Source organism: Caballeronia cordobensis (genome assembly GCF_001544575.2).
Taxonomy (GTDB): Bacteria; Pseudomonadota; Gammaproteobacteria; order Burkholderiales; family Burkholderiaceae; genus Caballeronia; species Caballeronia cordobensis.
In genome coordinates this window covers 251,027-274,786 of record NZ_FCNY02000004.1, presented here as the reverse complement: position 1 = coordinate 274,786, position 23,760 = coordinate 251,027, and the positions used below count along the sequence as shown (strand labels likewise).

The window sequence follows — 23,760 nt, the reverse complement described above, 5'->3', positions numbered from 1 at the left end:
CGCCCGATCATCGACAGGAGGCACGCCATGCCCCGCACCGTCGCCGAGAAACGCGCCGCTTTTCGCGCGCTGCACGAATCCGGTTGCTTCATGTTGCCGAATCCCTGGGATGCCGGTTCCGCGCGCTATCTCGAAACGCTCGGCTTCAAGGCGCTCGCGACGACGAGTTCAGGCTTCGCATGGTCGCAAGGACACGCGGACAATCACGTCTCGCGCGATGCCGTGCTCGCGCATCTGCGCGCGATGGTCGAGGCCACCGATCTGCCCGTCAACGCGGATTTCGAGAGCGGTTTCGGCGCGAGCCCGGAAGACGTCGCGCAAAGCGTGAAGCTCGCGGTGCAGACGGGCGTGGCGGGCTTGTCGATCGAAGATTCGACGGGCGACGCGGCAGCGCCTTTGTTCGATATCGATGTCGCCGTCGCGCGCATGAAGGCGGCGCGGCGCGCGATCGACGAAAGCGGCGGCGATACCTTGCTCGTCGGCCGCGCGGAAAACTTCTTCGCCGGCAAGCCCGATATCGACGATGCGATCGCGCGTCTCAAGGCCTACGCCGACGCGGGCGCGGATTGTCTCTATGCGCCCGGCATCAGGACGCGCGAGCAGATCGAGGCGGTCGTCAAGGCGGCCGGCCGCAAGCCGGTGAATCTGCTGATCGGCGGCGTCTCCGAATTCACGTTGAGCGATGTGGCCGCGCTCGGCGTGCGGCGCGTAAGCGTCGGCGGCGCGCTCGCGCGGGCCGCGTGGGGCTCGTTCATGCGCGCGGCGCAAGGGCTCTGCGATGGACGTTTCGACGGCTTCAGCGACGCCGCGGCGGGGAACGATCTCAATGCGATATTCGAGGGCCGCGCGTAGCCGGCGCGGGCCCTTCCGGATGACGCCGCGTGCTCAATCCGCGTGCGCGCGGTCGAACGCCCAGACCTCGGGAAAACCCATCAGCTCGCACATGCCGGAGAACGAATACAACGCGTCGGCAGCGCCTTCCGTGCCCTTTTGCGCGAGGATCTCGCCGTACACATCCTTGAGCGCCTTCGCGACGGCGAGAAACCCCGACGCCGGATAAATCGCCAGCGAGAAGCCGAGCCGCTGCAATTCGGCAGGCGGCAATTGCGGCGTGCGCCCGCCTTCGACGACATTCACGAGCAGCGGCATATCGAACGCGCGCCCGATTTTCTCCAGCTCTTCCACACTCTCCGGCGATTCGATGAACAGCACATCCGCGCCGGCCTTCGCGTACGCCTCGCCACGGCGCAACGCTTCGTCGAGCCCGAGCGACGTCCGCGCATCGGTTCTCGCGACGATCTGAAAGTTGCTGTCGCTGCGGCTTTCCACCGCGACCTTGATCTTGCGCACCATGTCTTCGAGCGGGATCACGCGCCGCCCCGGCGTGTGGCCGCATTTCTTCGGGAACTCCTGATCTTCGAGCTGGATGCCCGCCGCGCCCGCGTGCTCGTAGCCTCGCACCGTATGCGCGACGTTGAGCAGGCCGCCGTAACCCGTGTCGCCGTCGCAGATCATCGGCGTTTGCGTGCCGCCGCAAAACGCCGTGACGCGATTGACCATGTCCGTGTACGTGGCGAGGCCCGCATCGGCCAGGCCCAGGTACGACGCGACCGTGCCGAAGCCCGTCATGTAGAGGCAATCGAAGCCCATCGAGTCGGCCATCTTCGCGGATACCATGTCGAAGATGCCGGGCGCGGTGACGATTTCCTTGCGCGCGAAACGCGCTTTCAATGCCTGACGCTTGTTTTCGTGCGTGACGCTCATGAGTGTGTCCTCTGAAAGTTTCAACGATGCGATTCCCGCGTGACCGCCGACGCCGCGAGCGCGCCATCCGTATCCGGCGCGGGCGCGATGTCTTCGAGCGAGCGCCGGTTCGTTTCGATGCCGAACACCGCCAGCACGACGGCCATCACGACGAGCGCGCCGATGATCATCGAAAGCACGTCTTTCACGCCGCCCGTGGCGTACATCACGACGACGAGCTGCGGCGCGAAGATGCCGGTGATGCGCCCCGCGCAACCCGCGATGCCGTTGCCGCGCATGCGGTTTTCCGTGGCGAATAGTTCGGGCACGTAGGTCGCGACGCCGAGCGCGACCATCAGATACGTCAGCGTGAAGAGCAGGAAGCCGAGCAGCGTGGCCATCGCGACGCCGGTGGAGTGGCCGTAGAGCCAGCCGATCACGGCCGCGAGCACCGACACCGCGATCAGCCCGTTCTTGCGCCCGACCTTGTCGGCGATCAGCACGCCGATGAGCGCGCCCGCCGGGCCGCCGAGCGACATCAGCGTCGTATAACCGAGCGACGACGCCATGCCGATGCCCTGCTTCATCAGAAACGTCGGCACCCAGACGATGAAGCCGTAGATCACCATGTTGATCGTGATCTGCACGACGATCGCGACAAACGTGCGGCGAATCTGCGAAGGCGAGAAGAGTTCGAGCAGTGTGGTTTTCTTCGTCACCGTGCGCGGCGCGTCGTCGACGGGCGGCAGCGGCGAGCGCTTGGCCGATTCCGCTTCGGCGTCGCGCAGGATCGCTTCGGCTTCTTCGTACCGGCCTTTCGATTCGAGCCAGCGCGGCGACTCGGGCATCTTCTTGCGAATCACCCACACGAACAGCGCGCCGATGCCGACCATGGCGAACATCGCGCGCCAGCCGATCGACGGAATGATGAGATAGCCGAGAAAAGTCGAGAAAAAGAGCGCCGAGTTCGTGATGAGCGACAGATACGCCGACCATTTCCCGCGCACCGCGGGTGGCATGAATTCGCCGACGGAGCCGTATCCCACGACGATCTCCGCGCCCAGTCCCAGCCCCATGAAAAAGCGGCAGACGATGAGCCAGGTCATGTCCGGCGCGAACGCGCCCGCGAGCGACGCGAGCCCGAACACCGCGAGATTGAACTGATAGGTGAACTTGCGGCCTTTCGCATCGCCGAGCACGCCCGCCGTGAACGCGCCGATCAACATGCCGATAAAGGTCGACGACAGAAACGCGGCGTTCAACTGCATCGTCGACCAGCCGGTCTTGGCGAGCGCGCCGAGCACGCCGCCCGCGAGATAGATATCGAAGGAATCGAGAAACATGCCCGCGCCGATGAGCCATAGCACGCGCTTGTGAAAACCGGAAATCGGCAGCCGGTCGAGCCGTGGTCCGGCGCTGACGGTGCTTATCGTGGTGCTATCGGTGCTCAGCATGCGTGTCTCCAGTGGATTTCTGGTAATGCTGTTGCGGCCCGGACCGCCCGCGCGTGTCAGGGCGCGCGATGCTCTCTGTCGTAGCGGTCGAGCACCGCCTTTTCGGCGGCGAGGATATGGCAGCGCGTGACGGCTTCCGCCCACGCGGCATTGCGCTGTTCGAGCGCCAGAACGATTTCGAAATGCTGGCGCGCGCTGCGTTCGCGGTCTTCGTCGCTATAGGTGTCGAAGGTCCACTTGATGAGCGGCGTTTCCTTCATCGACCGCAGCGAGCGGTCGAGGCGCGCGTTGTTCGCGGCGGCCGTGATGATCGCGTGGAATTCTCCGTTCGCGGTGAACCACGCTTCGCAGGTTTCGGGCGTCGACGGATGTTGCGTGATGGCGAGCATCGCATCGGCGAGCGCTTTCAGGCGCACGATGTCCGCGGCGCCGATGGCAAGCGCCGCGCGCCCGGCCAGATACGGCTCGACGAGCAGCCGCGCTTCGAAGATTTCGCGCGCATCCTGCAGGGTCCACGCCTTCACGCGCACGCCGTAGTTCGGGCGCGTTTCGACCCAGCCTTCGGCGTCGAGCCTGCGCAGCGCTTCGCGCACCGGCGTGCGGCTCACGCCCAGGCCCTTTGCAAGCTGCTCCTCGCGCAGATACTGGCCCGCGCCGTACTGGCCGCCGGCGAGCGCGTCTTTGATCGCGAGATAGACGTCGTCTGCCGAACGCGCGGGTTCGGGCGGGATTGTATGCAAAGCGGGTTGAGTCTGCGGCATCGCGGCCCCGTTTCAGACGACTGACGGGAACATTGTATGCAAAGTGGCCGCGATGAAACGTGGGGATTTCCCTCAGTGCCCGCTTACTTCCGGTGCTTCGCCATATAGCCGAGATAGGCGATGACCGCGTCGAGATCGCCGTCGCTGAGCGCGTTCTTGTCGAAGCCGGGCATCTTCATGTCGGCCCAGGCGCGAATCGACTTCGGATCGCGGATGAACGACTTCAGCACCCACGGCTGAAAGTATTCGGTCGGATTGTGCGGCCGGTTGAGGTCCGGGCCCATCGAGGCGTCGCCGGCGCCGTTGAGCTTGTGGCACACCATGCATTGCGTCGCGAAGACGCGCTGGCCGCGGCGGATCGGCGAATCGGCGGGCACGTTCTTGCCGACCGCGATCTGCGGCCAGCGCGCGGCGAGCGTCGGCGCGATGCGGATCGCATCGACCTTGAAGGGCCATTGCTCGCTGGACACGCCCGATGCGGCCGGATCGATCCAGACGAGATAGAACGGACCGATATCGCCGCTGCCCGAGACCTGTGGCCACGGTTCGTCCGGCGTCTCGATCGCGAGCCACGGTTCGGCGCGCTTTTTCGCATCGCCGAAAAGCAGCCTGGCGGGCAGGTGCGTGACGAAACCGTCGGTGGCGGTGATCTGCAGTTCCTTGTCGGCGGGCAATGCGGCGATACCGAGCAGGGCGCGCAACGGCACCGCGCGATACGTCATCGTGCGATGAAACGTGACGTCGTTCGGCACGCGGATCGTCGCGGCATCGGGGCGCGCGAGCAGTTGTTCGGCCGTGAGCGAACGCTCGCCGCCGACGTTGATGACGAGGCTCGCCGCCATCGACGACGCGCAGGCGAGCATCAGGCCCGCCAGTGCGATCATGCGTTTCAGGTTCGTGTTCATCGCCGTCTGAAGAAAGGCCGCGCGAAGCGGCTCAACGTTCACCGCCCGCGAACTGCGTGCGCAGCGACTTGCGGATGACCTTGCCCGTGGCCGTCATCGGCAGTTCGGAGACGAAGCGCACGTCGCGCGGATATTCGTGCGCCGCGAGGCGTGTGCGGACGTGTTCCTGCAATTCGCGCACGAGCGCCGCGCCGGGCTCGAAGCCCTCGTTCAGCACGACGGCCGCGCACACGATCTCCGTGCGCTGCGCATCCGGCACGCCGATGACCGCCGCGAAGCGCACCGCCGGATGCCTGAGCAGGCAATCCTCGATCGGACCCGGCCCGATGCGATAGCCCGCGCTCGTAATGACATCGTCGTCGCGGCCGATGAAGCGGAAGAAGCCGTCGCCGTCGAGCGTGCCGAGATCGCCCGTCAGCAGGAAATCGCCGCGAAACTTCTGCGCGGTCGCGGCTTCGTCGCGCCAGTAGCCGAGGAACATGACCGGATCGGGCCGCGCTATCGCGATGTGTCCTTGCGTGCCGTGGGGCACGGGCACGCCGTCGTCATCGACGATCGCGACGCGATGCCCCGGCACCGCGCGGCCGATCGCGCCGTTGCGCGGCCCGAACCATGTTTCGCACGACGACAGCACCATGTTGCACTCGGTCTGCCCGTAGAACTCGTTGATGGTGACGCCGAGCATGGCGCGCCCCCACGACAGCAATTCTTCGCCGAGCGATTCGCCGCCGCTCGCCACCGAGCGCAACGCGAGACCGTCGCGCTTCGCGTGGGGCGTCGCGCGCATCATCTTGAGCGCGGTCGGCGGCAGGAACGTGTGACTCACCTTATGGCGCGCGAGCAAATCGAACGCGGCGACGCCGTCGAACTTGTCGAAGCGGCGCGCGAGCACCGGCACGCCGTGATGCCACGAGGGCATGAGCACGTCGAACAGCCCGCCGATCCACGCCCAGTCCGCGGGCGTCCAGAACAGCGTGGCGTCGCGCGGAAAGCACTGCTGCGACATTTCCACGCCCGGCAAGTGGCCGGGCAGAATGCGATGCCCGTGCAGCGCGCCCTTCGGCTTGCCCGTCGTGCCGGATGTATAAATGATGACGGCGGGATCGTCCGCGGCGGTATCGACGAGCGCGTCGTCGTCGGATGCGGTTTCGATCGCGGGCCAGAAGTTCGTGTCGGTGTCGAAGAGGTGCTGCAACGCCGGCAGCGCGCCGCGAACCTGCGCGATTTTCGCGGCGCCCTCGGCATCCGTGACGACGGCCTTCGCGCCCGAATGCGCGAGCCGGAACTCGATGGCATCGATGCCGAACAGCGCGAAGAGCGGCACCGCGATGCAGCCCATGCGATACGCGGCGAGATGCGCGATCGCCGCTTCGACCGATTGCCGCACGAAGATCGCCACGCGGTCGCCACGCGCGACGCCTTGCGCTTTCATCGCGTTGGCGAAGCGGTTGGAGAGGCGCTTGAGGTCGTCGAAGGTATAGCGCTGTTGCGAGGCATCGGCGGCTTCGACGATCAGCGCGAGACGGCCCGAGCCGTCGGCCCATTTGTCGCACACATCCTGCGCGATGTTGTAGCGCGCGGGAATGCGCCATTCGAACTGACCTGCTACGGCTTCATAGGCGTGGCCTGGCGGGAGCATGGGCGTGAGCGCGGGAGGGTGGATCGTGCGCTCATCATACTTCGAGACGGATCAGTCGATGCGCGTCTGCCAGGCCGCGACCGCGCTCGCGCACAGCGCAACGCCGATGATGAAGTAGAAGCCGTCGAGCGAGCTCAGGAAGTTCGCCTGCTGCGTGACGAGCCGGCCGATCTCGCCGACCGCCAGACTCTTCGCCGCCGCAGCGCCGTGGCCCATGCGTTCGAAACTGTCGATCAGGCCTTGATACGTGTTCTGGAAGACCGGATTGAACGGATTGACCGTTTCGACGAGCCGCGTCTGGTGCAACGCGGCGCGATGCTGTTCCAGAATGATGACGGTCGCGGTCGAAAACGAGTAGGTCAGTTGCTTGACGATGTTCTTGAAGCGGTAGCCGTGACTGTATTCGTCGATGGCGAAGATGCGGAACGTCAGGTTCGCGACCGGCAGCGCAATGAAAAGCAGCAGCATGCCGCGCAGGATCATGGGCGCGACGAGCCACGGCATGCTGACATCGGGCGGCATGTTGATCATCCACGCGCCGATGAACGCGGCGAGCAGAAAGCCCGTCATGATCAGCCACTTCTTGTGCTTGATGCGCGATGAAAAGCGAAAATAAACGACGGCCATCGCGAGCGACGCCATCGACGTGAAGCCGACGAGCCGCCCCGCGTTTTCCACCGGATAGCCGAGCCCGGCTTCGAGCAGGCGCGAGACGAGAAAGCTCATCGCGTTGCTGATGTAATAGAACGCGATGTACAACACGATGCCCACCTGAAACGTCTTCTCGCGCAACGCGTGCAGCCGCAGCAACGGCTTCGGATGATGCCACTGATGCCACACGAACCAGCCGAGCGCGACGAGCCCGGCGAGCGTCAGCAGGATCAGTTCCGGCGACGTGCTGAAGAGTTCGAACCGCACTTGCTGCATGACGATCTGCAACGCGCCTTGCGCGAACGCGAAGATGATGTACGGCCAGAAATGCGACTCGCCGCGTGCTTCGGGATGCACGCGCCCCGAAGACGGCACCGCGACGTACGCCAGCACGCCGAGCGCCACGCCCGCGAATGCGGTGCATGAGAACAGCGCGCGCCAGCCGACCCACGCGACGAGATAGCCGCCGCACAGCGGCGCGAGCGCGGTGCCGAGCAGGATCAGGTTCAGGAAGCGGCGCGTCGCGGCGGGGCGTGCCTGCGGCGTGAAGCGCGTCTGGATCAGAATGCGCGCGGCGCTCATCATCGGGCCGATGAAATAGCCCTGAAAGCCGCGTGCGAGCGCGAGTTCGATGGCGGACTCGGAGAACGTGGCCGCGACGGCGCCCGCGGCGAACAGAAACAGGCATCCGGCGATATAGCGGCGATTGCCGATCCGCTCGATCCACCATTGCTGCTGCAGAATGCCGAGCACCGACGCGACGGCATAGGCGCTCGACGCCCACACGAGTTCATCGGACGATGCGTTGACGCCGCCCGCGATATAGCTCGTGAAGAAAGAGAAGATCGAGTTGTCGAAATAATCGAGACCCGTGGCGAGCGCGATAGCCCACGGAAAGAGATCGCCGAGCAGACGATCCGCAAGCTGCTTCGGATAACGAAACGATACCGAGATCATTCGGCATCCGTGCGCGGCTTGCGCGCGGCCATGCGTTCCTGCAACAGCGCTTCCTTGCTCTCGCCCGCGATTCTGCGTCTCAGATAGTCGAGATCGTGCGCCAGTTCGTTGCGCACCGCCTGCGCTTCCTTCAGTTCGCGGCGCACGGCGGCGATGCGCGCATCCACCGCGTCGACCTGCTGCGCCAGCGCCTGCTCGATTTCCCGCAAGGACGACGCCGAAAAACCGGTGCGGCCTTCGCCGAGCGTTTCCATCGGCCGTTTCAGTATTTCGACGATGCCTTGCAACGAGAAACCGAGCGAGCGCAGCCGCAAAATGCGCGCGAACAGTTCCAGATCCTGCTCGCTATACAGCCGGTAACGGCCTTCGCTGCGCGTGGGCGTGACGAGGCCGCGCTCTTCGTAATACTTGAGCGTGCGCGGCGTGACCTGCAGCCGTTCGGCGGCATCGCGGATGGTGAGCCGCGCGGGCTTGATCGTGGACATGGCGGGCGTCGAGAGTGCGGAGTCGATGCCGTGCAGTATAACGCAAACCTGTACGTTCGCGTACAGGTTTGGCTGGCATGCGGAGTGCTAAGGAAAGAGGGCGCGATGATAGACTTGTCAGCTTCGCGGCGCCGGTTTTCGGCGCTGCCCGAACGTCACGAAAACCGAAACGCATGAAACGATTCTCGATGATCCGCGATTTCCACCTGGCGGACTGGTTCACGCTAGGCAATGCGGTGTGCGGCACGGGGGCGCTGTTCTCGTCGATGTCCTATCTCGACGACTCGGACGTGCTGCATATCTATCTGGCCTGCGCGCTGGTGTTCGCGGCGCTCGTCTTCGACGTGCTCGACGGCCGCATCGCGCGCTGGCGTCAGAAGGCGTCGCTGCTGGGCAAGGAACTGGATTCGCTCGCCGACGTGATCTCGTTCGGCGTCGCGCCGGCGATCATCGGCTATGGATTCGGCATGCGCGGGCTGTATGACCGCGTGATTCTGGCGTACTTCGTGGCGTGCGGCGTGTCGCGGCTTGCGCGCTACAACGTCACGACCGAAGAGATGTCGGGCGCCAGCGGCAAGGTCACGCACTTCGAGGGCACGCCGATTCCGACTTCGTTTCTGATCGTGCTGCTGCTGACCATCGGCGCGTGGTCCGGCGCAATCGGCGAAAGCATGTGGCTCGGCACGTGGCGCATCGGCGGTTTCACGCTGCATCCGCTCGTGCTGATCTACGCGATTTCCGGCTCGCTGATGATCAGCCGCATCCGCATTCCTAAGCCATGACTGCCTGAGTTTCGAGCGGCGGCGCGCTGATCGCGGGCGCCGCGTCGAACTTTTCCTTTAGCGACGCCGACAAGAACTCCACGAAGGTCCGGATCTTCGCGTCCACATGCTGGCGCGACGGATACACCGCGTACACGCTCGCGCCCTGCAGCGGATAGTCCGGAAATAGGCGCACGAGCCGGCCGGCGCGAATGTCGTCGGCGACGAAATAATGCGGCATCGCGGAGACGCCCGCGCCCGCCAGCAAGGCGACGCGAAGGGCCTGCGCGTCGTTTACCACGATCTGATCGGCGGCTTCCGCCTGGGCCGCGGCGCAGGATGCAAGCTCCGCATGCCAGTCGCACGGATGTGCGAACGGCGCATTAATGCGCGTGAGCGCGTGCATCGGCAGATCGCCGATCGATTCGACCGCGTTGCGCTTGAGATACGCGGGCGCGGCGACGAGCACGCGCTGAAACCGCCCGACGACGCGGTACGCGTTGCCCGAATCCGGCAGCGCCGCCGCCGAGAGCACCGAGACGTCGAACTGTTCCTGCACGAGATCGGGCATGCCGGGCAGCAGCTTCAGATCGACCGTCACTTGCGGATGCACACGGCGGTACTCGACGATCGTGGACATCAGTTGCGTGAGCCCCAGATCCGGGGCCGCGTGCACGCGCAGGCGGCCGCGCGGCGTGGTGGCGGCGTCGCTGGCTTCGGCGTCGGCGGCGTCAATTTCAGCGAGAATCGTCTTGCACTTGCGGTAATAGCGCGCGCCGCTGTCGGTGAGCGAGACGCGGCGCGTCGTGCGCTGCAAAAGCCGCGTGCGCAGGCCGTCTTCCAGCGAGACGACCGCCCGCGACACGATGCCTACGCTGCAATCCATGTCTTTCGCCACACCGCTGAAGCTGCCGGTCTCGGCGACGCGCGAAAACACGCGCATGCTGAAGAGCTTGTCCATGTCCGCCTGCCTCCCGATTCCGCTGTTGTCCTCGATGGAATCAAGATACGTTCGCGCAACGCTTCACGCCATCAGCCGTGCATACAGGCAAGTCATCCTTGCGTATAGGTGTGCGCGGCATGCCGGCGGCCGATCAGGACGAAATGCGCCATCGCGATGAGCGGGAAAGCGGTGGCGACCCAGGCGACCAGCGTCCAGCCGCCGCGCTCGTAGAGCGGGCTTGCGAAAGCCGAGCCGATCGCGCCGCCCACGAAAATGCTCGTCATGTACACCGCGTTCAGCCGGTTGCGGCTCGCGGCGTGCAGCGCGTAGATTTCGCGCTGGCCAAGCACCATGTTCATCTGCACGGCGAAATCGAGGGCGATGCCCGTCACGACGAGCGCGCCGACGCCCCACGCCGGATGGAACACCACGGGCAAATACGCGAGCGCCGCGAGAATCAGCGCGATGAAAGTCGCGCGCACCGTGTGGCCGGCGTCGGCGAGACGCCCGGCGATCGGCGCGGAGGTCGCGCCCGTCGCGCCGATCAGCGCGAAGATGCCGATGGCCGTCTGCGAAAGTCCGTAATGCCGCGTCAGCTCGACCGGAATGCCGGTCCAGAAGAGGCTGAACGACGCGAACATCAGCCCCTGATAGAGCGAACGGTGACGCAGCACCGGCATCGTGCGCACGAGGTGGCCGAGCGAGCCGATCAACTGGAAGTACGTCGCCCGGTGGTCCGGCTTGCGGTTCGGAATGGTGAGCGCGAGCACGGTCGTAATGCCGATCATCAGCACGGCGGCGGCCCCGAACATCGCGCGCCAGCCGAAGTGACCCGCGACGAGGCTCGATATCGGCCGCGACAGCAAAATCCCGAGCAACAGCCCGCTCATGATGGTGCCGACCACTTTGCCGCGCGATTCGTCCGGCGCGAGGTGCGCCGCGAGCGGAATCAGAATCTGCACCGCCACCGAGGAAAAGCCGATCAGCAGCGAAATCACGAGGAACCAGCCGGGCGTGTGCGTGAACGTGGCCGCCGCGAGACTCGCGATGGAAACCAGCGCGGTCGCGATCATGAGCTTGCGGTTTTCGACCAGATCGCCGAGCGGCACGATAAAAAAGAGCCCGAGCGCATAGCCGATCTGCGTGAGCGACACGATGAGGCTCGCGGTGCCGCCCGCCATGTGCAGATCGGGCGCGATGAGTTCGGTGATCGGCTGCGCGTAATACAGATTGGCGACGATCGCGCCGCAGCAAAAAGCGAACAGCGCGATGAGGCCGCGCGTCAGCGGGACGTGCCGGGCCGGGTCGAGCGAGGTCGATGTTGGGGTCGACATGGGGATTCCTTGGATGGCAGTCCGCGACTATACGTCGCCGGTGCATAACGCGCTTGCACGGGCCGCGATTCCGTCATATGAAAGGTCCGCGCGGCGTCCCACATATACGTACATATGATTTCGCCGCCGCGGCCGCGTGCGTAAGATGACTTCATCCAAGCGGCGGACGGTCCCATGCCCGCCGAAATTCAGGACAACGCCCTTGCAACCGCCTTCAAGAGTCTCCGTGATCGACGATGACGAATCTGTCCGCGTCGCCTCCTCCAGCCTGCTGCGTTCGCTCGGCTGGGAGGTGAGCCTGTATCCGTCGGCCGAGTCGTTTTTCGATGCCGATCCGCTCGACGGACTCGCGTGCGTCATCACCGATCTCAACATGCCCGGCATGTCCGGCCTGCAACTGCAGCAGCGTCTGCGCGCGCTGAAACCGCGCGTGCCGGTCATGTTCATCACCGCGTTCGCTTCCGATGCCGCGCGCCGGCAGGCCATCGACGGCGGCGCGGTGTGCTTTCTCAGCAAGCCCGTCGATGGCGGGGCCGTCGCGGATTGCCTGGAACGCATCAAAGAAGGCTTTTTGAAGGGATAGAATGCAGTGCGTCATCCGGCCTTTCGCGCCGCGATGTTCTCAACGAACGCTCTTTTCGAACGCCCCATGACCCTGCCGCTCGTTTCGTTCGTCGTTCGTTTCCATTCGCCGGGCTTGGACCGGCCGTGATGGAGACATTTCAAAGCGCGCCGCGCCCGGTGCGTCACGATATCCGCATCGTGTCGATGCTCGCCGCGGCCATCGCACTCGCCGTGTTTCTCATCGACGCGCTCACGCCGCTCGATATCGCCATCGCGGTGCTGTATGTCATCGTCGTGCTGCTGGTCGCATCGACGGGCAATCGCACCGCGACCGTCAGCACGGCCTGGGGCTGCGTGATCCTCACGCTCGTCGGCTTCATTCTTTCGCACGACGAGAACGTCTCGGGCGGCGCGCTCGCGCGTTGCGCCGTGAGCCTGCTCGCGATCGGCACGACGGCGATTCTCTCGCTGCGCAATCTGGCCACCACGACGAAGATGCAGGAGCAGCTCGAACTGCTCAATCTGACGCACGACGCGATCGTCGCGCACGACATGAACGACCGCGTGACGTTCTGGAACCGCGGCGCGGAAGCGCTCTACGGCTTTACGGCGCAAGAGGCGATCGGCCAGCCGATCCAGCGCATGACGCAGTCGAATTCGCCCGTGCCGCATACGCAGATCCACGCCGAACTGCTGCGCTCGGGCCGCTGGGACGGCGAAATCACGCGCGTTCGCCACGACGGCGGCGAGATCGTGATCGCCAGCCGCGCGGCCTTGCTGCGCGACGCGAAAGGCCTGCCGCACGCGGTGCTCGCGACGAGCAACGACATCACCCCGCGCAAGCGCATGGAAGCCGAACTGCAGTGCCAGCGCGATGCCTTGCAGCGCAGCGAGGCGTTCCTGCTCGACGCGCAGCGCCTTTCGCGCACCGGCAGCATCGCGACGCGCCTGCCCGCCGGCACGATGTGGTGGTCCGACGAGGCGTATCGCATCTTCGACTATCCGCGCGACATCACGCCGTCCATCGACGCGGTGCTCGCGCGCACGCATCCCGACGATCTGGAAATCGTGCGCCGCGCGCATCAGGCGGCCGAGGCGGGCGCGTGCGACATCGAGATCGAGCATCGGCTGCTGCTGCCGGACGGATCGGTGAAGCACGTGCATTTCGTCGCGCATCGCGCATCGACGGAAAGCGACGGCGACGAGTATGTCGGCGCGCTGATGGACGTCACCGACACCAAGCGCGCGCAGGAGGCGCTCGCGCGCTCGACCGCCGAGCTTGCGCACGTCACGCGCGTCACGATGCTGGGCGAGCTGGCCGCGTCGATCGCGCATGAAGTCACGCAGCCGATGGCCGCGATCGTCACGAGCGGCGACGCCGGGCTGCGCTGGCTCAACCGCCCGCAGCCGGAGATCGCCGAGGCGCAGCAGTCGATCGCGCAGATGATCCGCGACGCCAAGCGCGCGAGCGAGGTCATCGCCCGGATCCGTGCGATGGCGCGAAAGCGCGACAGCCAGCTTGCGACGCTCGACGTGAACGAGATCGTCGGCGAGACGATCGAGCTGGTGCGGCGCGAGCTCGACCGGCATCGCGTGGACGTGCGCACCGAACTGGCCGCACCTTCGCCGACGGTGCGTTGCGATCGCGTGCAGTTGCAGCAGGTGCTCATCAATCTGATCATGAACGCCGCGCAGGCGATGTCCGGCGTAGACGGGCCGCGCGTGCTGCGCATCGTGACGGGCGCGAGCGCGAGCGACGCCGGCTATGCGCAGATCACGGTGCAGGATTCCGGCACGGGCGTGAGCGAAGAGAATGCGCGGCGGCTTTTCGAGGCCTTCTTCACGACCAAGGCCGAGGGCATGGGCATGGGCTTGTCGATCTGCCGCTCGATCATCGAGGCGCACGGCGGCAGGATCTGGGCGGAAGCGCCCGAGGATGGCGGCGCGCGCTTGTGCTTCGTGCTGCCCGACAACGAAGGGGACGACGATGAGCTTTGAGAAGGACGGCGCGATGGTCTACGTGGTGGACGACGACGAATCCATGCGCGATGCGTTGCGCATGCTGCTGCGCTCCGTCGGCCTGAACGTGACGACGTTCGCGTCCGCGCACGAGTTCCTCGCGTACGACATGCCCGAGGTGCCGAGCTGCCTGATTCTCGACGTGCGGCTGAAAGGGCAGAGCGGTCTCGCCGTGCAGGAGCAGATGGCCGCGAGCCAGCTGGGCTTGCCGATCGTCTTCATGACCGCGCACGGCGATATCGCGATGACGGTGAAGGCGATGAAGGCCGGCGCGAAGGACTTTCTGGCGAAGCCGTTCCGTGATCAGGACATGCTCGACGCCGTCGCGCAGGCGCTGGACGCCGACGAGGAGCGGCGCGCGGCGAGCCGGTCGGTGGCGGACTTGCGGCGCTCGTATGAATCGCTCACGCCGCGCGAGCGTGAAGTGATGGCGTTCGTCGTGTCGGGCTTGATGAACAAGCAGATCGCGGCGGAGATGAGCCTGAGCGAGATCACGGTGAAGATTCATCGCGGCCAGGCGATGAAGAAGATGGCGGCAAGATCGCTCGCGGACCTTGTGCTGAAGGCGGAGGCGCTCGGCGTGAAGATGCCGCAAGGGGCGTCGGTGGCTTCGCGGGCGCAGAGACCGTGAAGCGCCTTTTGACCGTCATTCGAAGGACGCTGATATCGTAATCCCCCTCGCAAACTGACCCACCGGTCATTCCCCCGAAACCTTTCGACATCGTTCTATATGTCGGAAGACGGCGCGCCCGTATCTTTCACCTAAGTTACGACGGACCCAATGAATCGCGGGTCCGCTGCGCGCCGCCAGGCCGCATGATCGTGACGATCCTTAGCGCGGTCCGGCTCCCCAGGCACAAGAACGGTCGGTCGCGGTTATCGCCATTCGGGCCGTGCCAGGAGGTGAGGGAATGACTGAGACCATCAGGGTTGCCATCGCGGACGATCATCCGATCGTGCTGTCGGGGCTTCGCAAGACGCTGGAGAGTGCGGGCTTCGACGTGCTGGGTGCTGAAACCGGGCCGTCGGGATTGCTGGCCTTGCTCGAAAATTCATCGTGCGATGTCGTCATCACCGATTACTCGATGCCGGACGACGGCAAGGTCGACGGGTGGTGCTTCATCGCAACCGTGTCGAGCGACTTTCCCAAGATTCCGGTGCTCGTCTACAGCGAGTTCGAAGATCCGTTCCTGCTGGGAACGCTGGCGCAGCGCGGCATTCCGGGCATCGTGAGCAAGCGCGAAGAGATGCACGAGGTGCTCCGGGCGGTGCGCATTCTCGCGAAGGGCGGCCGCTATCTGTCGCCGATCGCGCACGAAGCGGTCGAGCGCTTCGGCGGGCTTCCCGAAATGCGGCGCTTCACTTCGCTCACGCGGCGGCAAATGGAAATCGCGGGGCTGATGTTGTGCGGCATGACGGTCGCCGAGACCGCCCGGCTCCTGCACAGGCGCATCAACACGGTGAGCTCGCAGCGGCACGAGGCCTGCCGGCGACTCGGTTTCTCCAGCGAATCGGACATCTACCGGTTTGCATTCGGTCATGGCTTGTCGCTCGAACGCTCCTCGCGGGACGTCGGCAGCGAACTGTACGAGGCCCTGGCGCCCGATGACCTGTGCGGATGGCGGGACACCGCGTCCTCGCGTGCGGCCTGAGGAGAGCGCGATGTCTCGGCAACAGATCAAGGTGGCGATCCTCGACGAACATCCGCTCGCCGTGTGCGGGCTGCGTCTGGCGCTCGTGGAAGCGGGCTTCGACGTGGTGGACGCCGTGACCGGCGCATCCGGCTTGTTCGACGTGCTCGACGAGCATGAATGCGATGTCGTGGTGGCGGATTACTCCATGACGCGCGGCAATTCGATGGACGGGTGGTGCTTCCTCTCCTCGTTGGCGATGAAGCATGCCGGCCTGCCCGTGCTCGTCTACAGCCGGTTCGACGATCCGTTTCTGATCGGCAGTCTCGCGCAGCGCGGCGTGGCCGGGATCGTCAGCAAGAGCGAGAACCTGAGCCAGGTGTTCGACGCGGTGCGCGCGCTCGCGCGGGGCCGGCGTTTCCGCTCGCCCCTGGTGGAAGCGGCGCTGCACCGCTTCCATGCGGAGCCGGAACTGCAACGCTTCGGCGCGTTGACGGCGCGGCAGATGGAAATTGCAGGCTTCATGCTGTGCGGCATGTCGGTGGTGGAAACGTCGCGGCTGCTGGGCCGTGGCAAGAGCACCATCAGCAAGCGCCGCATCATGGCTTATCAGCAACTCGGGTTCTCGCGCGAATCCGATCTCTACCTCTTCGCGTCCCGCCGCAAGCTCTGGCTCAACGGAATGCAGGCAGCGCTCGACATCCGGCGTGCCTGATACAGGCGGCGTCCGGCGATCGAAGATGTTCGATCGCCGGACGCCGTTTGCGCTTGCCGCCAGGCAGGCCGCAACGCGCGCTCGGACGCAGCGCGTTTCGCTTTTCTTCCCCCCGTCGCACCCTTCTTCCCCTCTCTTCGTTCCGGTTTCGCCTTCATCGAAGCGCCGGACGCACCTTTCGAATCTAGATTGCGACCATCGCCTCGATCTTCGAACTTCTTCTATATGGGCAACCTTTCGCTGTCCCTAATATCCGCCTTACAGGATTCGTGATAGCGCTTTCACATGTGCGGGCTTCGGATTGGAAGTATTCCGATAGAGGCATCGAGAGATAGCCGAGGCATGTCGCCCGAAGCCACCGCTAGAAGCGATTCCTGACACCAAGGTGGTGTTGGTCCGATGCCGTATCGACGGCACGGTGCATCCATTCAAAACGAGTCTCTTTTAGATGAACAAGTATCGGTTTCGCCGCCTGTTTAGCAAGCGTCTTGGTATGTTGGTGGCGGTTGCGGAAGATGTGAAGAGTCAGGGCAAAGCACCCGGTGAGGGCGTCGTATCCAGTGGTCGCGCACCTTCGAGCGAAGGCGCAACAGTCAGTATCGTGTCTTCCATGACAGCAACGGCGACCGCGCTGTTCATGCTCGACCCGTCGGTCGGTTATGCGCAGGCGCTGCCGACGGGCGGCAGCGTCGTCGCCGGTCAGGCCGCGATCTCGCAGTCCGGCGCGAACATGAGCATCAATCAGGGCAGCCAGCGCGCGGTCATCGACTGGAATTCGTTCAACGTCGGCAAGGACAACACGGTCCAGTTCAATCAGCCCAACGCGCAGGCGCAGGCCCTCAACCGCGTGACGGGCGCGGGCGCGTCGAACATTCAGGGCACGTTACTGGCCAATGGCCAGGTGCTGATCCAGAACGCGAACGGCGTGCTGTTCGGCAAGGGCGCGGTGGTGAACGTGGGCTCGCTGCTCGCGACCACCAAGGCCATCGATGCGGATCAGTTCATGGCGGGCGGTCCGCTCAAGCTGAACTCGACGGGCAAGAACGCGAGCGTGGTGAACGACGGCACGATCCAGGCGCACGGCTATGTGACGTTGATGGGCGATCAGGTGCGCAACACCGGCTCGATCGACGCGGGCAAGAACGGTCAGGTGGCGCTCGCGGCGGGCGACAGCGCGACGGTGGCGCTGGCCAACGGTCAGGGCATCCAGTTGACGCTGAACAAGGCCACGGCCGATGCGCTGGTGGAAAACAGCGGCACGATCAAGGCGGACAACGGCTCGGTGCTGCTGACCGCGCGCGGCAGCAACACGCTGCTCAAGTCGGTGGTGAATCTGGACGGCGTGGTGCGCGCGGGCACGGTGGTGGCCGATGCGGGCAGCACGGGCGACGTGGCGGTGTCGGGCAAGATCGACGCGTCCAACGCGGCGGGCGCGGGCGGCACGGTGGTGCTCTCGGGCGACCGCGTGGGCGTGTTCGGCAACGCGAGCATCGACGCGAGCGGCGCGACGCAGGGCGGCAAGGTCATCATCGGCGGCGACAGCCTGAAGAAGCTCGCTGGCACGCAGGCGGCGGGCATGCTGCAAGACGGCGTGCAGTTCGCGAATTTCACGCAGGTGGACAGCGGCGCGACGATCAAGGCGGGTTCGAGCCAGGGCGACGGCGGTTTCGTGGAAACGTCGGGCCATAGCCTGAACATGCAAGGCGAGGTGAGCGCCTCGGCGCCCAAGGGCAAGGCCGGCGAGTGGCTGATCGATCCGACGGACGTCACCATTGGCACTGGCACGGATGCGAATTACACGGGCACGGTGACGAGCGGCTTCAGCGGCGGCTCGAACAACAGCGCGACGGTCACAAACACGACCATCAACAACGCGCTGAACAACGGCACGAGCGTCACGATCACGACGGCGAGCGCGGGCACAGCGACCGGCAATATCGTGCAGCAGGCGGGCGCGGATAACGGCACGCTGAACATCGACGGCCACACGACCAACGGCAACGGCACGGTTATCGACGGCAACACGAATGTCTCGGGCAACGGCTCGGAAAACATTTCGGGTAACACGACGAACGGCGACGCTGTGGTCATCAACGGCGATACGAACGTGACGCAGAACGGCACGCTGAACATCGACGGCAACACGACCAACGGCACGGGCATAGTGGTCAACGGCGATACCCACGCGGGCGGCAACGGCACGGTGAACATCGACGGCAACTCGACCAACGGCAAGGGCACGGACATCAACGGTGACTTGAACGTGACGGAGAACGGCACGATCCGCGTCATCGACAACGGCAGCAGCAAGGTCATCAACAACACGGGCGGCGGCGGCGGTGGCGGTAGCGCGAACGGTGACAACGGCGGTGGCAGCAACGGCGGTGGCAACGCGGACGGCGGCAACAACGCCGACGGCGGCAACACTGGCGGCGGCAACGGCGACCACAACGTCACCAGCGGTGGCTCGTCGGACGGTGGCGCCATCGCTGCGGGCGTGGTGGGTGGTCTGGCGCTGGCTGGCGGTGCCGCGTATGTGCTGTACGAACATGCGATGCACTGGTACCTGGACGAGGCGCAGGCATTGACAGTGGAAGCCGGCGATGCAGGATTCTGGGCCGATGCCACGATGAGCGATCTGTCGGTTGACCTGACGTCGAATTCCGCCGAAGCGACGCTGACGACGCGCTCAGGCGTGATGAAGCGGCCGATGCAATACCGCGACGGCGCCGATGGCGTGAAGCACTTCGCCATGGAAGACAAGGCATCGCAACTCAAGGCCGACCTGTCGGTCAACGAGACGACGCATGAGTACTTCTATACGGAGAGCGGCATGCAAGGCGGCAAGCCTTATGTCATCAAGTCGCATGGCTGGCTGAAGCAAGGCCTTGAGAAGGCGGGCCGTTTGTCCGCAAGCAAGTAAGTCGACGCAGGGATGCGGCGGGCCAGCAACAGGCTCGCCGCCCCGACGTGTAGTCATGAGCCCGGCCATCGTGCCGGGCTTTCTGCTTTCTGAAACGCACTGAATCCAAGCGGCATAAACCGCCGCCCGCACGATCTCGAACATTAGAACTTCTTCTATTCGAATCGCGGGCTCAGGAACGTAACCTTTCTTCAAGGACGTAAAACGCGCGCCATACGAGTCGACCGGGCGGTCAGCCGAGTGACGGGCGCCGGCTTCGCTCTGCCCATTTCCTCCGTCAGGAACGAGTTCATGAAATTCAGCATCAACAAGTTTGAGTACCACTGCTATCGTCACGAGAAAGAAGCGGCAGGCCGCGAGCTCCTGAAACTGCTCGCCAGAATCGACGAGAATTTCGGCATTCTCAAAGACGTCGACGATTGGGCGCAATCCGGCGAAGCGCGCGCGATCCTGGACGATCACCTGCTGACCCGCATCACGTCGGCCATTACCGCGCTGGTGTCGGACCCGACGTTTCGTTTCTCCGACGCGGGCCTCAGGAAGGCGCGCCCGTATCAACGCTGGCTCGGCGGCATGTTCGCCGCAAGTCCGTTTCGCAACGCGGACCACATTCTGCGTTCGTTCGGCGATGTGGAAGACGCGCACAACTCCGTGCGCCTTCAACTCGTCAATTTTCCGAAATTCCAGCTCTTCTACATGCCGGAATCCGAAGTGCGCCTGGACTGGGACGTGCTCTGGAAGCACGACAAAGCCGCCACCGCGAGCATGGCGCTGACGCTGCTCTCGTCGCGCTTTCTCGGCACGCCCGCGGCGCATGCCAAGCGCGAGCAACTGCTCGCGTGGCTGCCCGACAAACTCGATCAGGTCGAAAGCATCGGCCAGTTGCCGGTGGGCGTCCTGCACTCCGCGTACATGCACTGCAGCTATGCGGACCTGCCGGGCAAGCACGACATCAAGAAGCCCATCAACACGCTGATTCGCCGGCAACTGGCGAGTCTCGGCATGCACGACGTCGAACGCAAGGCGCGCACGCCGAAGCCCGGCCAGAAGCCCGTGCTGCTGGTCGTGCTCGAATGGTTCTCGAAGAATCATTCCATCTACCGGACGCATTCGCAGACCATTGTTGCGATGCGCGAAAAATTTCATATCGTCGGCATGGGCATGGAGTCGCGCGTCGATGAAGTCGGGCGCGAGGTCTTCCACGAATTCATCCCGATCAAGGGCGACAACATGTGGGAGGACGTGCGCCAGGTGCGTCAGGTGAGCGAAGCGCGCGAGGCGCAGGCGCTCTATATGCCGAGCGTCGGCATGTTTCCGGTCACGGTGGTGCTCGCCTGCACGCGTGTCGCGCCGCTTCAGTTGATGGCGCTGGGTCATCCGGCCACCACGCACAGCCCGGTCATGGACTATGTCGTGGTCGAAGAGGACTATGTGGGCGATGAAGCCTGTTTCAGCGAGAAGCTTCTGAAGCTGCCGCACGACGGCATGCCGTATCGCGCGCCCGCGGCCATGCTCGGGCTCGATCTTCCGTCGAGGAAACACAGCAAATCGGATCCTGTAAAGATCGCGGTCGCCGGAACGTCGATCAAGCTCAATCCAGGGTTCCTGCAAACCTGCGCGGAAATCGCCAAGGCGGCGACGGTGCCCGTGGAGTTTCACTTCCTCGTGGGGCAGGCGACGGGCGTCATCTATCCGATGGTCCGCAATCACATCCAGCGGATCATGGGCAAGACGGCGGTCGTCCACAAGCAGCAGAACTACGACGCCTACATGAAGGTGATCGCCGAGTGCGACCTGTTCCTGAACCCGTTCCCGTTCGGCAATACGAACGGCATCGTGGATACGGTGTGGGCGGGGCTCGTCGGCGTGTGCAAGACGGGGCGCGAAGTGCACGAGCATATCGACGAAGGCATGTTCCGCCGCCTCGGCTTCCCCGAATGGATGATCGCGAAGACGAACGACGAATACAAGGCGGCTGCGCTGCGCTTGATCGGCGATGCCGGTGAACGGCTCGAACTGTCGCGCACGCTCGCGGGCCGGCAGGCCGTCGAGAAGCTGATTTTCAAGGGGCGTCCGGAGATTCTCGGCGAACGTATCGAGGCGCTCTGGCAGGAGCTTGCCGGCACGCCGGCGCGAAAGCAGCGCGCGGGCGCATCGCAATCGCGCTTGTCGATCGTGAAAAAGGCAGCGATTCCGGCGACTGCCTGATCTCCCTTCGCGAGCGTTTCGCATCGCTCGACCATGACCTTTACGGCCCGGCTTCGTCCGGGCTTTTTGTCGTGCGCGCGCTCACGAAGGGCGCTGCAAACCGCACGGACGAAACAGTCCGTTTCGCCTCTTGCAGTCTCGCGGATGCCCGCGCCACGGTGCTTTGCGGCCGATCCCCACCTCACTTTAGAAGTTCTTCTATTCGATTTGAACGCCTCGAAACGTAACCTTGGTTTCGAAGGCGGACGTTGCCTCTAAGCGGTGAACAAGACACGACGTTCGGGCATTTTGTTCAATCAAGGTTAGGTGCAATGTTCAAGACGAAGGAATTGACGGCAGCAACGCGACAGATGTTGTGGGTCGGATCGATGCTGCTGGTCGGCGTGACGAGCGCGAAAGTCGCGTGCGCCGCCGATGCAGGTTCGCTGGTGCAGGACTCGGGCGCGATGGATGCCGCCCCGGTTGGCGATCAGAGTGTGGCATCGGCGAAAGTGGTGCCGGGCGGCGGCGCCGATGCATTGAACGTCGAGCAAGTGGTGACGCAAGGTCTCCGCCGACTCGGCGCTGCGCCGCGCGAGATCAAGGAGGTCGAGCGCTGGTCCGACGTCCTGACGCTCGCTTTGCGCCAGGGCGGCTATCCGCTCGGACAGGTGCTCATGACGGAGCAGGACTGGCAGGCCGCGCGTCAGGGCGGCAAGCCGCAGTTCACGGTCTTTCCGGGCCGCATCGGCAAGATCAGCGTCAACAACAAGTCGCGTGTCGCCGACGCGCGTTTGCAGCGGCTCATCACGCATGCGCTGTGCGGCGGCAGCACGCTCGATGGCGACTGCATGTTGCGCACCGGCCGTCTCGAACGCGCGACGCAACTGCTGCAAGACGTGCCGGGCGTTTCGCTGGACGGCGCGCCGAAGGTGTCCGCGGGCGCGTCGACAGGCGATATCGACGTCACCTTCAATATCGCGCAGCGGGGCAAGCCCGTCTCCGCGGATCTGATCTTCGATAACAACGGCAACCCATCGACGGGGACGTACCGGTTCGGCATGACCGCATCGGCGAACAACTACTTCGGCATGGGCGAGAGCTACGCGCTCACGCTGATGGACACCACCAAGAACATGTGGACCGGCTCGCTGACCGGCAGCATGCCGATCTTCGACGATGGTCTGCGCCTGACTGCGGGCCTCACGCGCCAGCAATACAACGTGAACGTCGGCACGCCGACCAAGGGCGTGGCGACCACCGCGCAGGCGGGCGTGCAGTATCCGTTCATGCGCGGGCTCGACGCCAATCTCTGGGGCGGCGCATCGTTTCTGCACAGCCGCTCGTCGACGACTTTCACGGAGCTCGGCTCCAGCACGAACGGCACGATCAACTCCATTCAACTGACGCTGCAGGGAAACAACGGCGAGCGTGCGCGCGCCTTGCGCTCGAACATGGTGGGCGGGCAGCTCGCGCTGACGCTCGGCCACCTGAGCACGAACGACTTCTCGGACGACGTCACGCACCGCGGCGGCAACTACGCCAAGTTGAGCGGCAGCGGCTTTGCGACCTACAACCTCACGCCGAGCGGCAACCTCTTCGTTTCGACCGCCGCCAGCGCGCAACTCGCGAGCCGCAATCTCGACGGCAGCGAAAAGCTCAACCTCGGCGGCCCGACGGCCGTGCGCGCCTATCGTGCCGACGAAGGATCGGCGGACGAAGGGGCGGTTTTGAGCGTCGGTCTGTATGACCGCGTGCCGATCGCGGCGGGACATCAACTGCAGTTCGGCGTGTTCAGCGATTTCGCCTACGGCCGCGTGAACCACTCGCCGTGGTACGGGTGGGAGAACACCTATCCCGGCGTGGGCGGCGTCACCAACAACCGCGTGCTCGGCGGCTACGGCGCGAGTCTCGACTGGCTCACGCCGTGGGGCGCGACGGTCTCTGCTTCGATCGCCCGGCCCTACGCCTTCTCCGGAACCTCGTGGGTGGAACCGGGAAAGAAGCCGACCCAATACTGGCTGTCGGTCACCTGGAGCCATTGACCGAATCGCCCGCCTGCGCACCCTTCGGGGCATCGGGCTCACG

The 23,760-nt window shown here is 64.9% G+C and carries 19 protein-coding genes and 1 pseudogene; 11 read left to right on the top strand and 9 right to left on the bottom strand.

What is annotated here, in order from left to right:
• Positions 1 to 27: 27 nt before the first annotated feature.
• Positions 28 to 852: an isocitrate lyase/PEP mutase family protein gene (locus AWB70_RS09895; protein ID WP_053571871.1), complete on the top strand. Its 825-nt coding sequence runs from the start codon at positions 28 to 30 to the stop codon at positions 850 to 852.
• A gap of 33 nt (positions 853 to 885) precedes the next feature.
• On the opposite strand, the gene AWB70_RS09890 is transcribed toward AWB70_RS09895, so the two are convergent.
• The 7 genes from AWB70_RS09890 to AWB70_RS09860 form a co-directional block, all read right to left on the bottom strand.
• A complete protein-coding gene (locus tag AWB70_RS09890; protein WP_053571872.1) occupies positions 886 to 1,764 on the bottom strand; it encodes an isocitrate lyase/PEP mutase family protein in 879 nt (292 codons plus the stop codon).
• A gap of 20 nt (positions 1,765 to 1,784) precedes the next feature.
• The gene (locus tag AWB70_RS09885) at positions 1,785 to 3,197 is read right to left on the bottom strand and encodes an MFS transporter (protein WP_053571873.1); all 1,413 of its coding nucleotides are present in this window, start codon (positions 3,195 to 3,197) and stop codon (positions 1,785 to 1,787) included.
• 56 nt (positions 3,198 to 3,253) lie between these two features.
• Entirely contained in the window at positions 3,254 to 3,958 is a 705-nt protein-coding gene (locus tag AWB70_RS09880) for a GntR family transcriptional regulator (protein ID WP_053571874.1), read from the bottom strand.
• Positions 3,959 to 4,041: 83 nt separating this feature from the next.
• Positions 4,042 to 4,863: a cytochrome c gene (locus AWB70_RS09875; RefSeq protein ID WP_053572141.1), complete on the bottom strand. Its 822-nt coding sequence runs from the start codon at positions 4,861 to 4,863 to the stop codon at positions 4,042 to 4,044.
• 31 nt (positions 4,864 to 4,894) lie between these two features.
• Positions 4,895 to 6,502: an acyl-CoA synthetase gene (locus AWB70_RS09870; protein WP_053571875.1), complete on the bottom strand. Its 1,608-nt coding sequence runs from the start codon at positions 6,500 to 6,502 to the stop codon at positions 4,895 to 4,897.
• A 51-nt stretch (positions 6,503 to 6,553) separates the two neighbouring features.
• Positions 6,554 to 8,110 carry an MFS transporter gene (locus AWB70_RS09865; protein ID WP_053571876.1) on the bottom strand — a complete coding sequence of 519 codons (1,557 nt, stop codon included), beginning with the start codon at positions 8,108 to 8,110 and terminating at the stop codon, positions 6,554 to 6,556.
• Positions 8,107 to 8,595: a MerR family transcriptional regulator gene (locus AWB70_RS09860; RefSeq protein ID WP_053571877.1), complete on the bottom strand. Its 489-nt coding sequence runs from the start codon at positions 8,593 to 8,595 to the stop codon at positions 8,107 to 8,109. The genes AWB70_RS09865 and AWB70_RS09860 overlap by 4 nt, the downstream gene beginning before the upstream one ends.
• 173 nt (positions 8,596 to 8,768) lie before the next feature.
• Between AWB70_RS09860 and pssA the strand changes: the two genes are divergently transcribed.
• A complete protein-coding gene (gene pssA / locus AWB70_RS09855; protein WP_014253085.1) occupies positions 8,769 to 9,377 on the top strand; it encodes a CDP-diacylglycerol--serine O-phosphatidyltransferase in 609 nt (202 codons plus the stop codon).
• Here the strand turns inward: pssA and AWB70_RS09850 are convergent.
• Together AWB70_RS09850 and AWB70_RS09845 are read right to left on the bottom strand one after the other, a co-directional pair.
• Positions 9,367 to 10,317, bottom strand: a complete 951-nt coding sequence (locus AWB70_RS09850) for a LysR family transcriptional regulator (RefSeq protein WP_053571878.1) — start codon at positions 10,315 to 10,317, stop codon at positions 9,367 to 9,369. The two genes, pssA and AWB70_RS09850, sit on opposite strands and share 11 nt — an antisense overlap.
• A gap of 92 nt (positions 10,318 to 10,409) precedes the next feature.
• Complete coding sequence (locus AWB70_RS09845) at positions 10,410 to 11,633, bottom strand: MFS transporter (RefSeq protein ID WP_014253087.1); 1,224 nt, start codon at positions 11,631 to 11,633, stop codon at positions 10,410 to 10,412.
• A gap of 226 nt (positions 11,634 to 11,859) precedes the next feature.
• On the opposite strand from AWB70_RS09845, the gene AWB70_RS09840 reads away from it, so the two are divergent.
• From AWB70_RS09840 to AWB70_RS09805, 9 genes and pseudogenes are all read left to right on the top strand, one after another.
• On the top strand, positions 11,860 to 12,216 hold the full coding sequence (locus AWB70_RS09840; protein WP_235024191.1) for a response regulator transcription factor: 357 nt from the start codon (positions 11,860 to 11,862) through the stop codon (positions 12,214 to 12,216).
• 128 nt (positions 12,217 to 12,344) lie between these two features.
• On the top strand, positions 12,345 to 14,195 hold the full coding sequence (locus AWB70_RS09835) for a PAS domain-containing sensor histidine kinase (RefSeq protein ID WP_053571880.1): 1,851 nt from the start codon (positions 12,345 to 12,347) through the stop codon (positions 14,193 to 14,195).
• Entirely contained in the window at positions 14,185 to 14,847 is a 663-nt protein-coding gene (locus tag AWB70_RS09830; protein ID WP_053571881.1) for a response regulator transcription factor, read from the top strand. The genes AWB70_RS09835 and AWB70_RS09830 overlap by 11 nt, the downstream gene beginning before the upstream one ends.
• A gap of 280 nt (positions 14,848 to 15,127) precedes the next feature.
• Complete coding sequence (locus AWB70_RS09825) at positions 15,128 to 15,868, top strand: response regulator (protein ID WP_053571882.1); 741 nt, start codon at positions 15,128 to 15,130, stop codon at positions 15,866 to 15,868.
• Positions 15,869 to 15,899: 31 nt separating this feature from the next.
• Positions 15,900 to 16,562, top strand: coding sequence for a response regulator transcription factor (locus AWB70_RS09820; RefSeq protein ID WP_060854076.1), 663 nt, complete (start codon positions 15,900 to 15,902; stop codon positions 16,560 to 16,562).
• Positions 16,563 to 17,010: 448 nt separating this feature from the next.
• Positions 17,011 to 17,118, top strand: a pseudogene (locus AWB70_RS39690) (ESPR-type extended signal peptide-containing protein); the annotation flags it as partial.
• A 54-nt stretch (positions 17,119 to 17,172) separates the two neighbouring features.
• Entirely contained in the window at positions 17,173 to 19,485 is a 2,313-nt protein-coding gene (locus AWB70_RS09815; RefSeq protein WP_053571884.1) for a two-partner secretion domain-containing protein, read from the top strand.
• Positions 19,486 to 19,776: 291 nt separating this feature from the next.
• On the top strand, positions 19,777 to 21,693 hold the full coding sequence (locus tag AWB70_RS09810) for a peptide transporter (protein WP_159680206.1): 1,917 nt from the start codon (positions 19,777 to 19,779) through the stop codon (positions 21,691 to 21,693).
• A gap of 311 nt (positions 21,694 to 22,004) precedes the next feature.
• Entirely contained in the window at positions 22,005 to 23,717 is a 1,713-nt protein-coding gene (locus AWB70_RS09805; protein ID WP_053571885.1) for a ShlB/FhaC/HecB family hemolysin secretion/activation protein, read from the top strand.
• Positions 23,718 to 23,760: the final 43 nt, after the last annotated feature.

Excerpts from the sequence above, each read along its gene's own strand:
- AWB70_RS09880 (WP_053571874.1), bottom strand. The coding sequence starts at position 3,958 with ATGCCGCAGACTCAACCCGCTTTGCATACAATCCCGCCCGAACCCGCG.
- AWB70_RS09830 (WP_053571881.1), top strand. The coding sequence starts at position 14,185 with ATGAGCTTTGAGAAGGACGGCGCGATGGTCTACGTGGTGGACGACGAC.
- AWB70_RS09815 (WP_053571884.1), top strand. The coding sequence starts at position 17,173 with ATGACAGCAACGGCGACCGCGCTGTTCATGCTCGACCCGTCGGTCGGT.
- AWB70_RS09865 (WP_053571876.1), bottom strand. The coding sequence starts at position 8,110 with ATGATCTCGGTATCGTTTCGTTATCCGAAGCAGCTTGCGGATCGTCTG.
- AWB70_RS09885 (WP_053571873.1), bottom strand. The coding sequence starts at position 3,197 with ATGCTGAGCACCGATAGCACCACGATAAGCACCGTCAGCGCCGGACCA.
- pssA (WP_014253085.1), top strand. The coding sequence starts at position 8,769 with ATGAAACGATTCTCGATGATCCGCGATTTCCACCTGGCGGACTGGTTC.
- AWB70_RS09850 (WP_053571878.1), bottom strand. The coding sequence starts at position 10,317 with ATGGACAAGCTCTTCAGCATGCGCGTGTTTTCGCGCGTCGCCGAGACC.
- AWB70_RS09870 (WP_053571875.1), bottom strand. The coding sequence starts at position 6,502 with ATGCTCCCGCCAGGCCACGCCTATGAAGCCGTAGCAGGTCAGTTCGAA.
- AWB70_RS09835 (WP_053571880.1), top strand. The coding sequence starts at position 12,345 with ATGGAGACATTTCAAAGCGCGCCGCGCCCGGTGCGTCACGATATCCGC.
- AWB70_RS09810 (WP_159680206.1), top strand. The coding sequence starts at position 19,777 with ATGAAATTCAGCATCAACAAGTTTGAGTACCACTGCTATCGTCACGAG.
- AWB70_RS09875 (WP_053572141.1), bottom strand. The coding sequence starts at position 4,863 with ATGAACACGAACCTGAAACGCATGATCGCACTGGCGGGCCTGATGCTC.
- AWB70_RS09825 (WP_053571882.1), top strand. The coding sequence starts at position 15,128 with ATGACTGAGACCATCAGGGTTGCCATCGCGGACGATCATCCGATCGTG.
- AWB70_RS09845 (WP_014253087.1), bottom strand. The coding sequence starts at position 11,633 with ATGTCGACCCCAACATCGACCTCGCTCGACCCGGCCCGGCACGTCCCG.
- AWB70_RS09860 (WP_053571877.1), bottom strand. The coding sequence starts at position 8,595 with ATGTCCACGATCAAGCCCGCGCGGCTCACCATCCGCGATGCCGCCGAA.
- AWB70_RS09895 (WP_053571871.1), top strand. The coding sequence starts at position 28 with ATGCCCCGCACCGTCGCCGAGAAACGCGCCGCTTTTCGCGCGCTGCAC.
- AWB70_RS09805 (WP_053571885.1), top strand. The coding sequence starts at position 22,005 with ATGTTCAAGACGAAGGAATTGACGGCAGCAACGCGACAGATGTTGTGG.
- AWB70_RS09890 (WP_053571872.1), bottom strand. The coding sequence starts at position 1,764 with ATGAGCGTCACGCACGAAAACAAGCGTCAGGCATTGAAAGCGCGTTTC.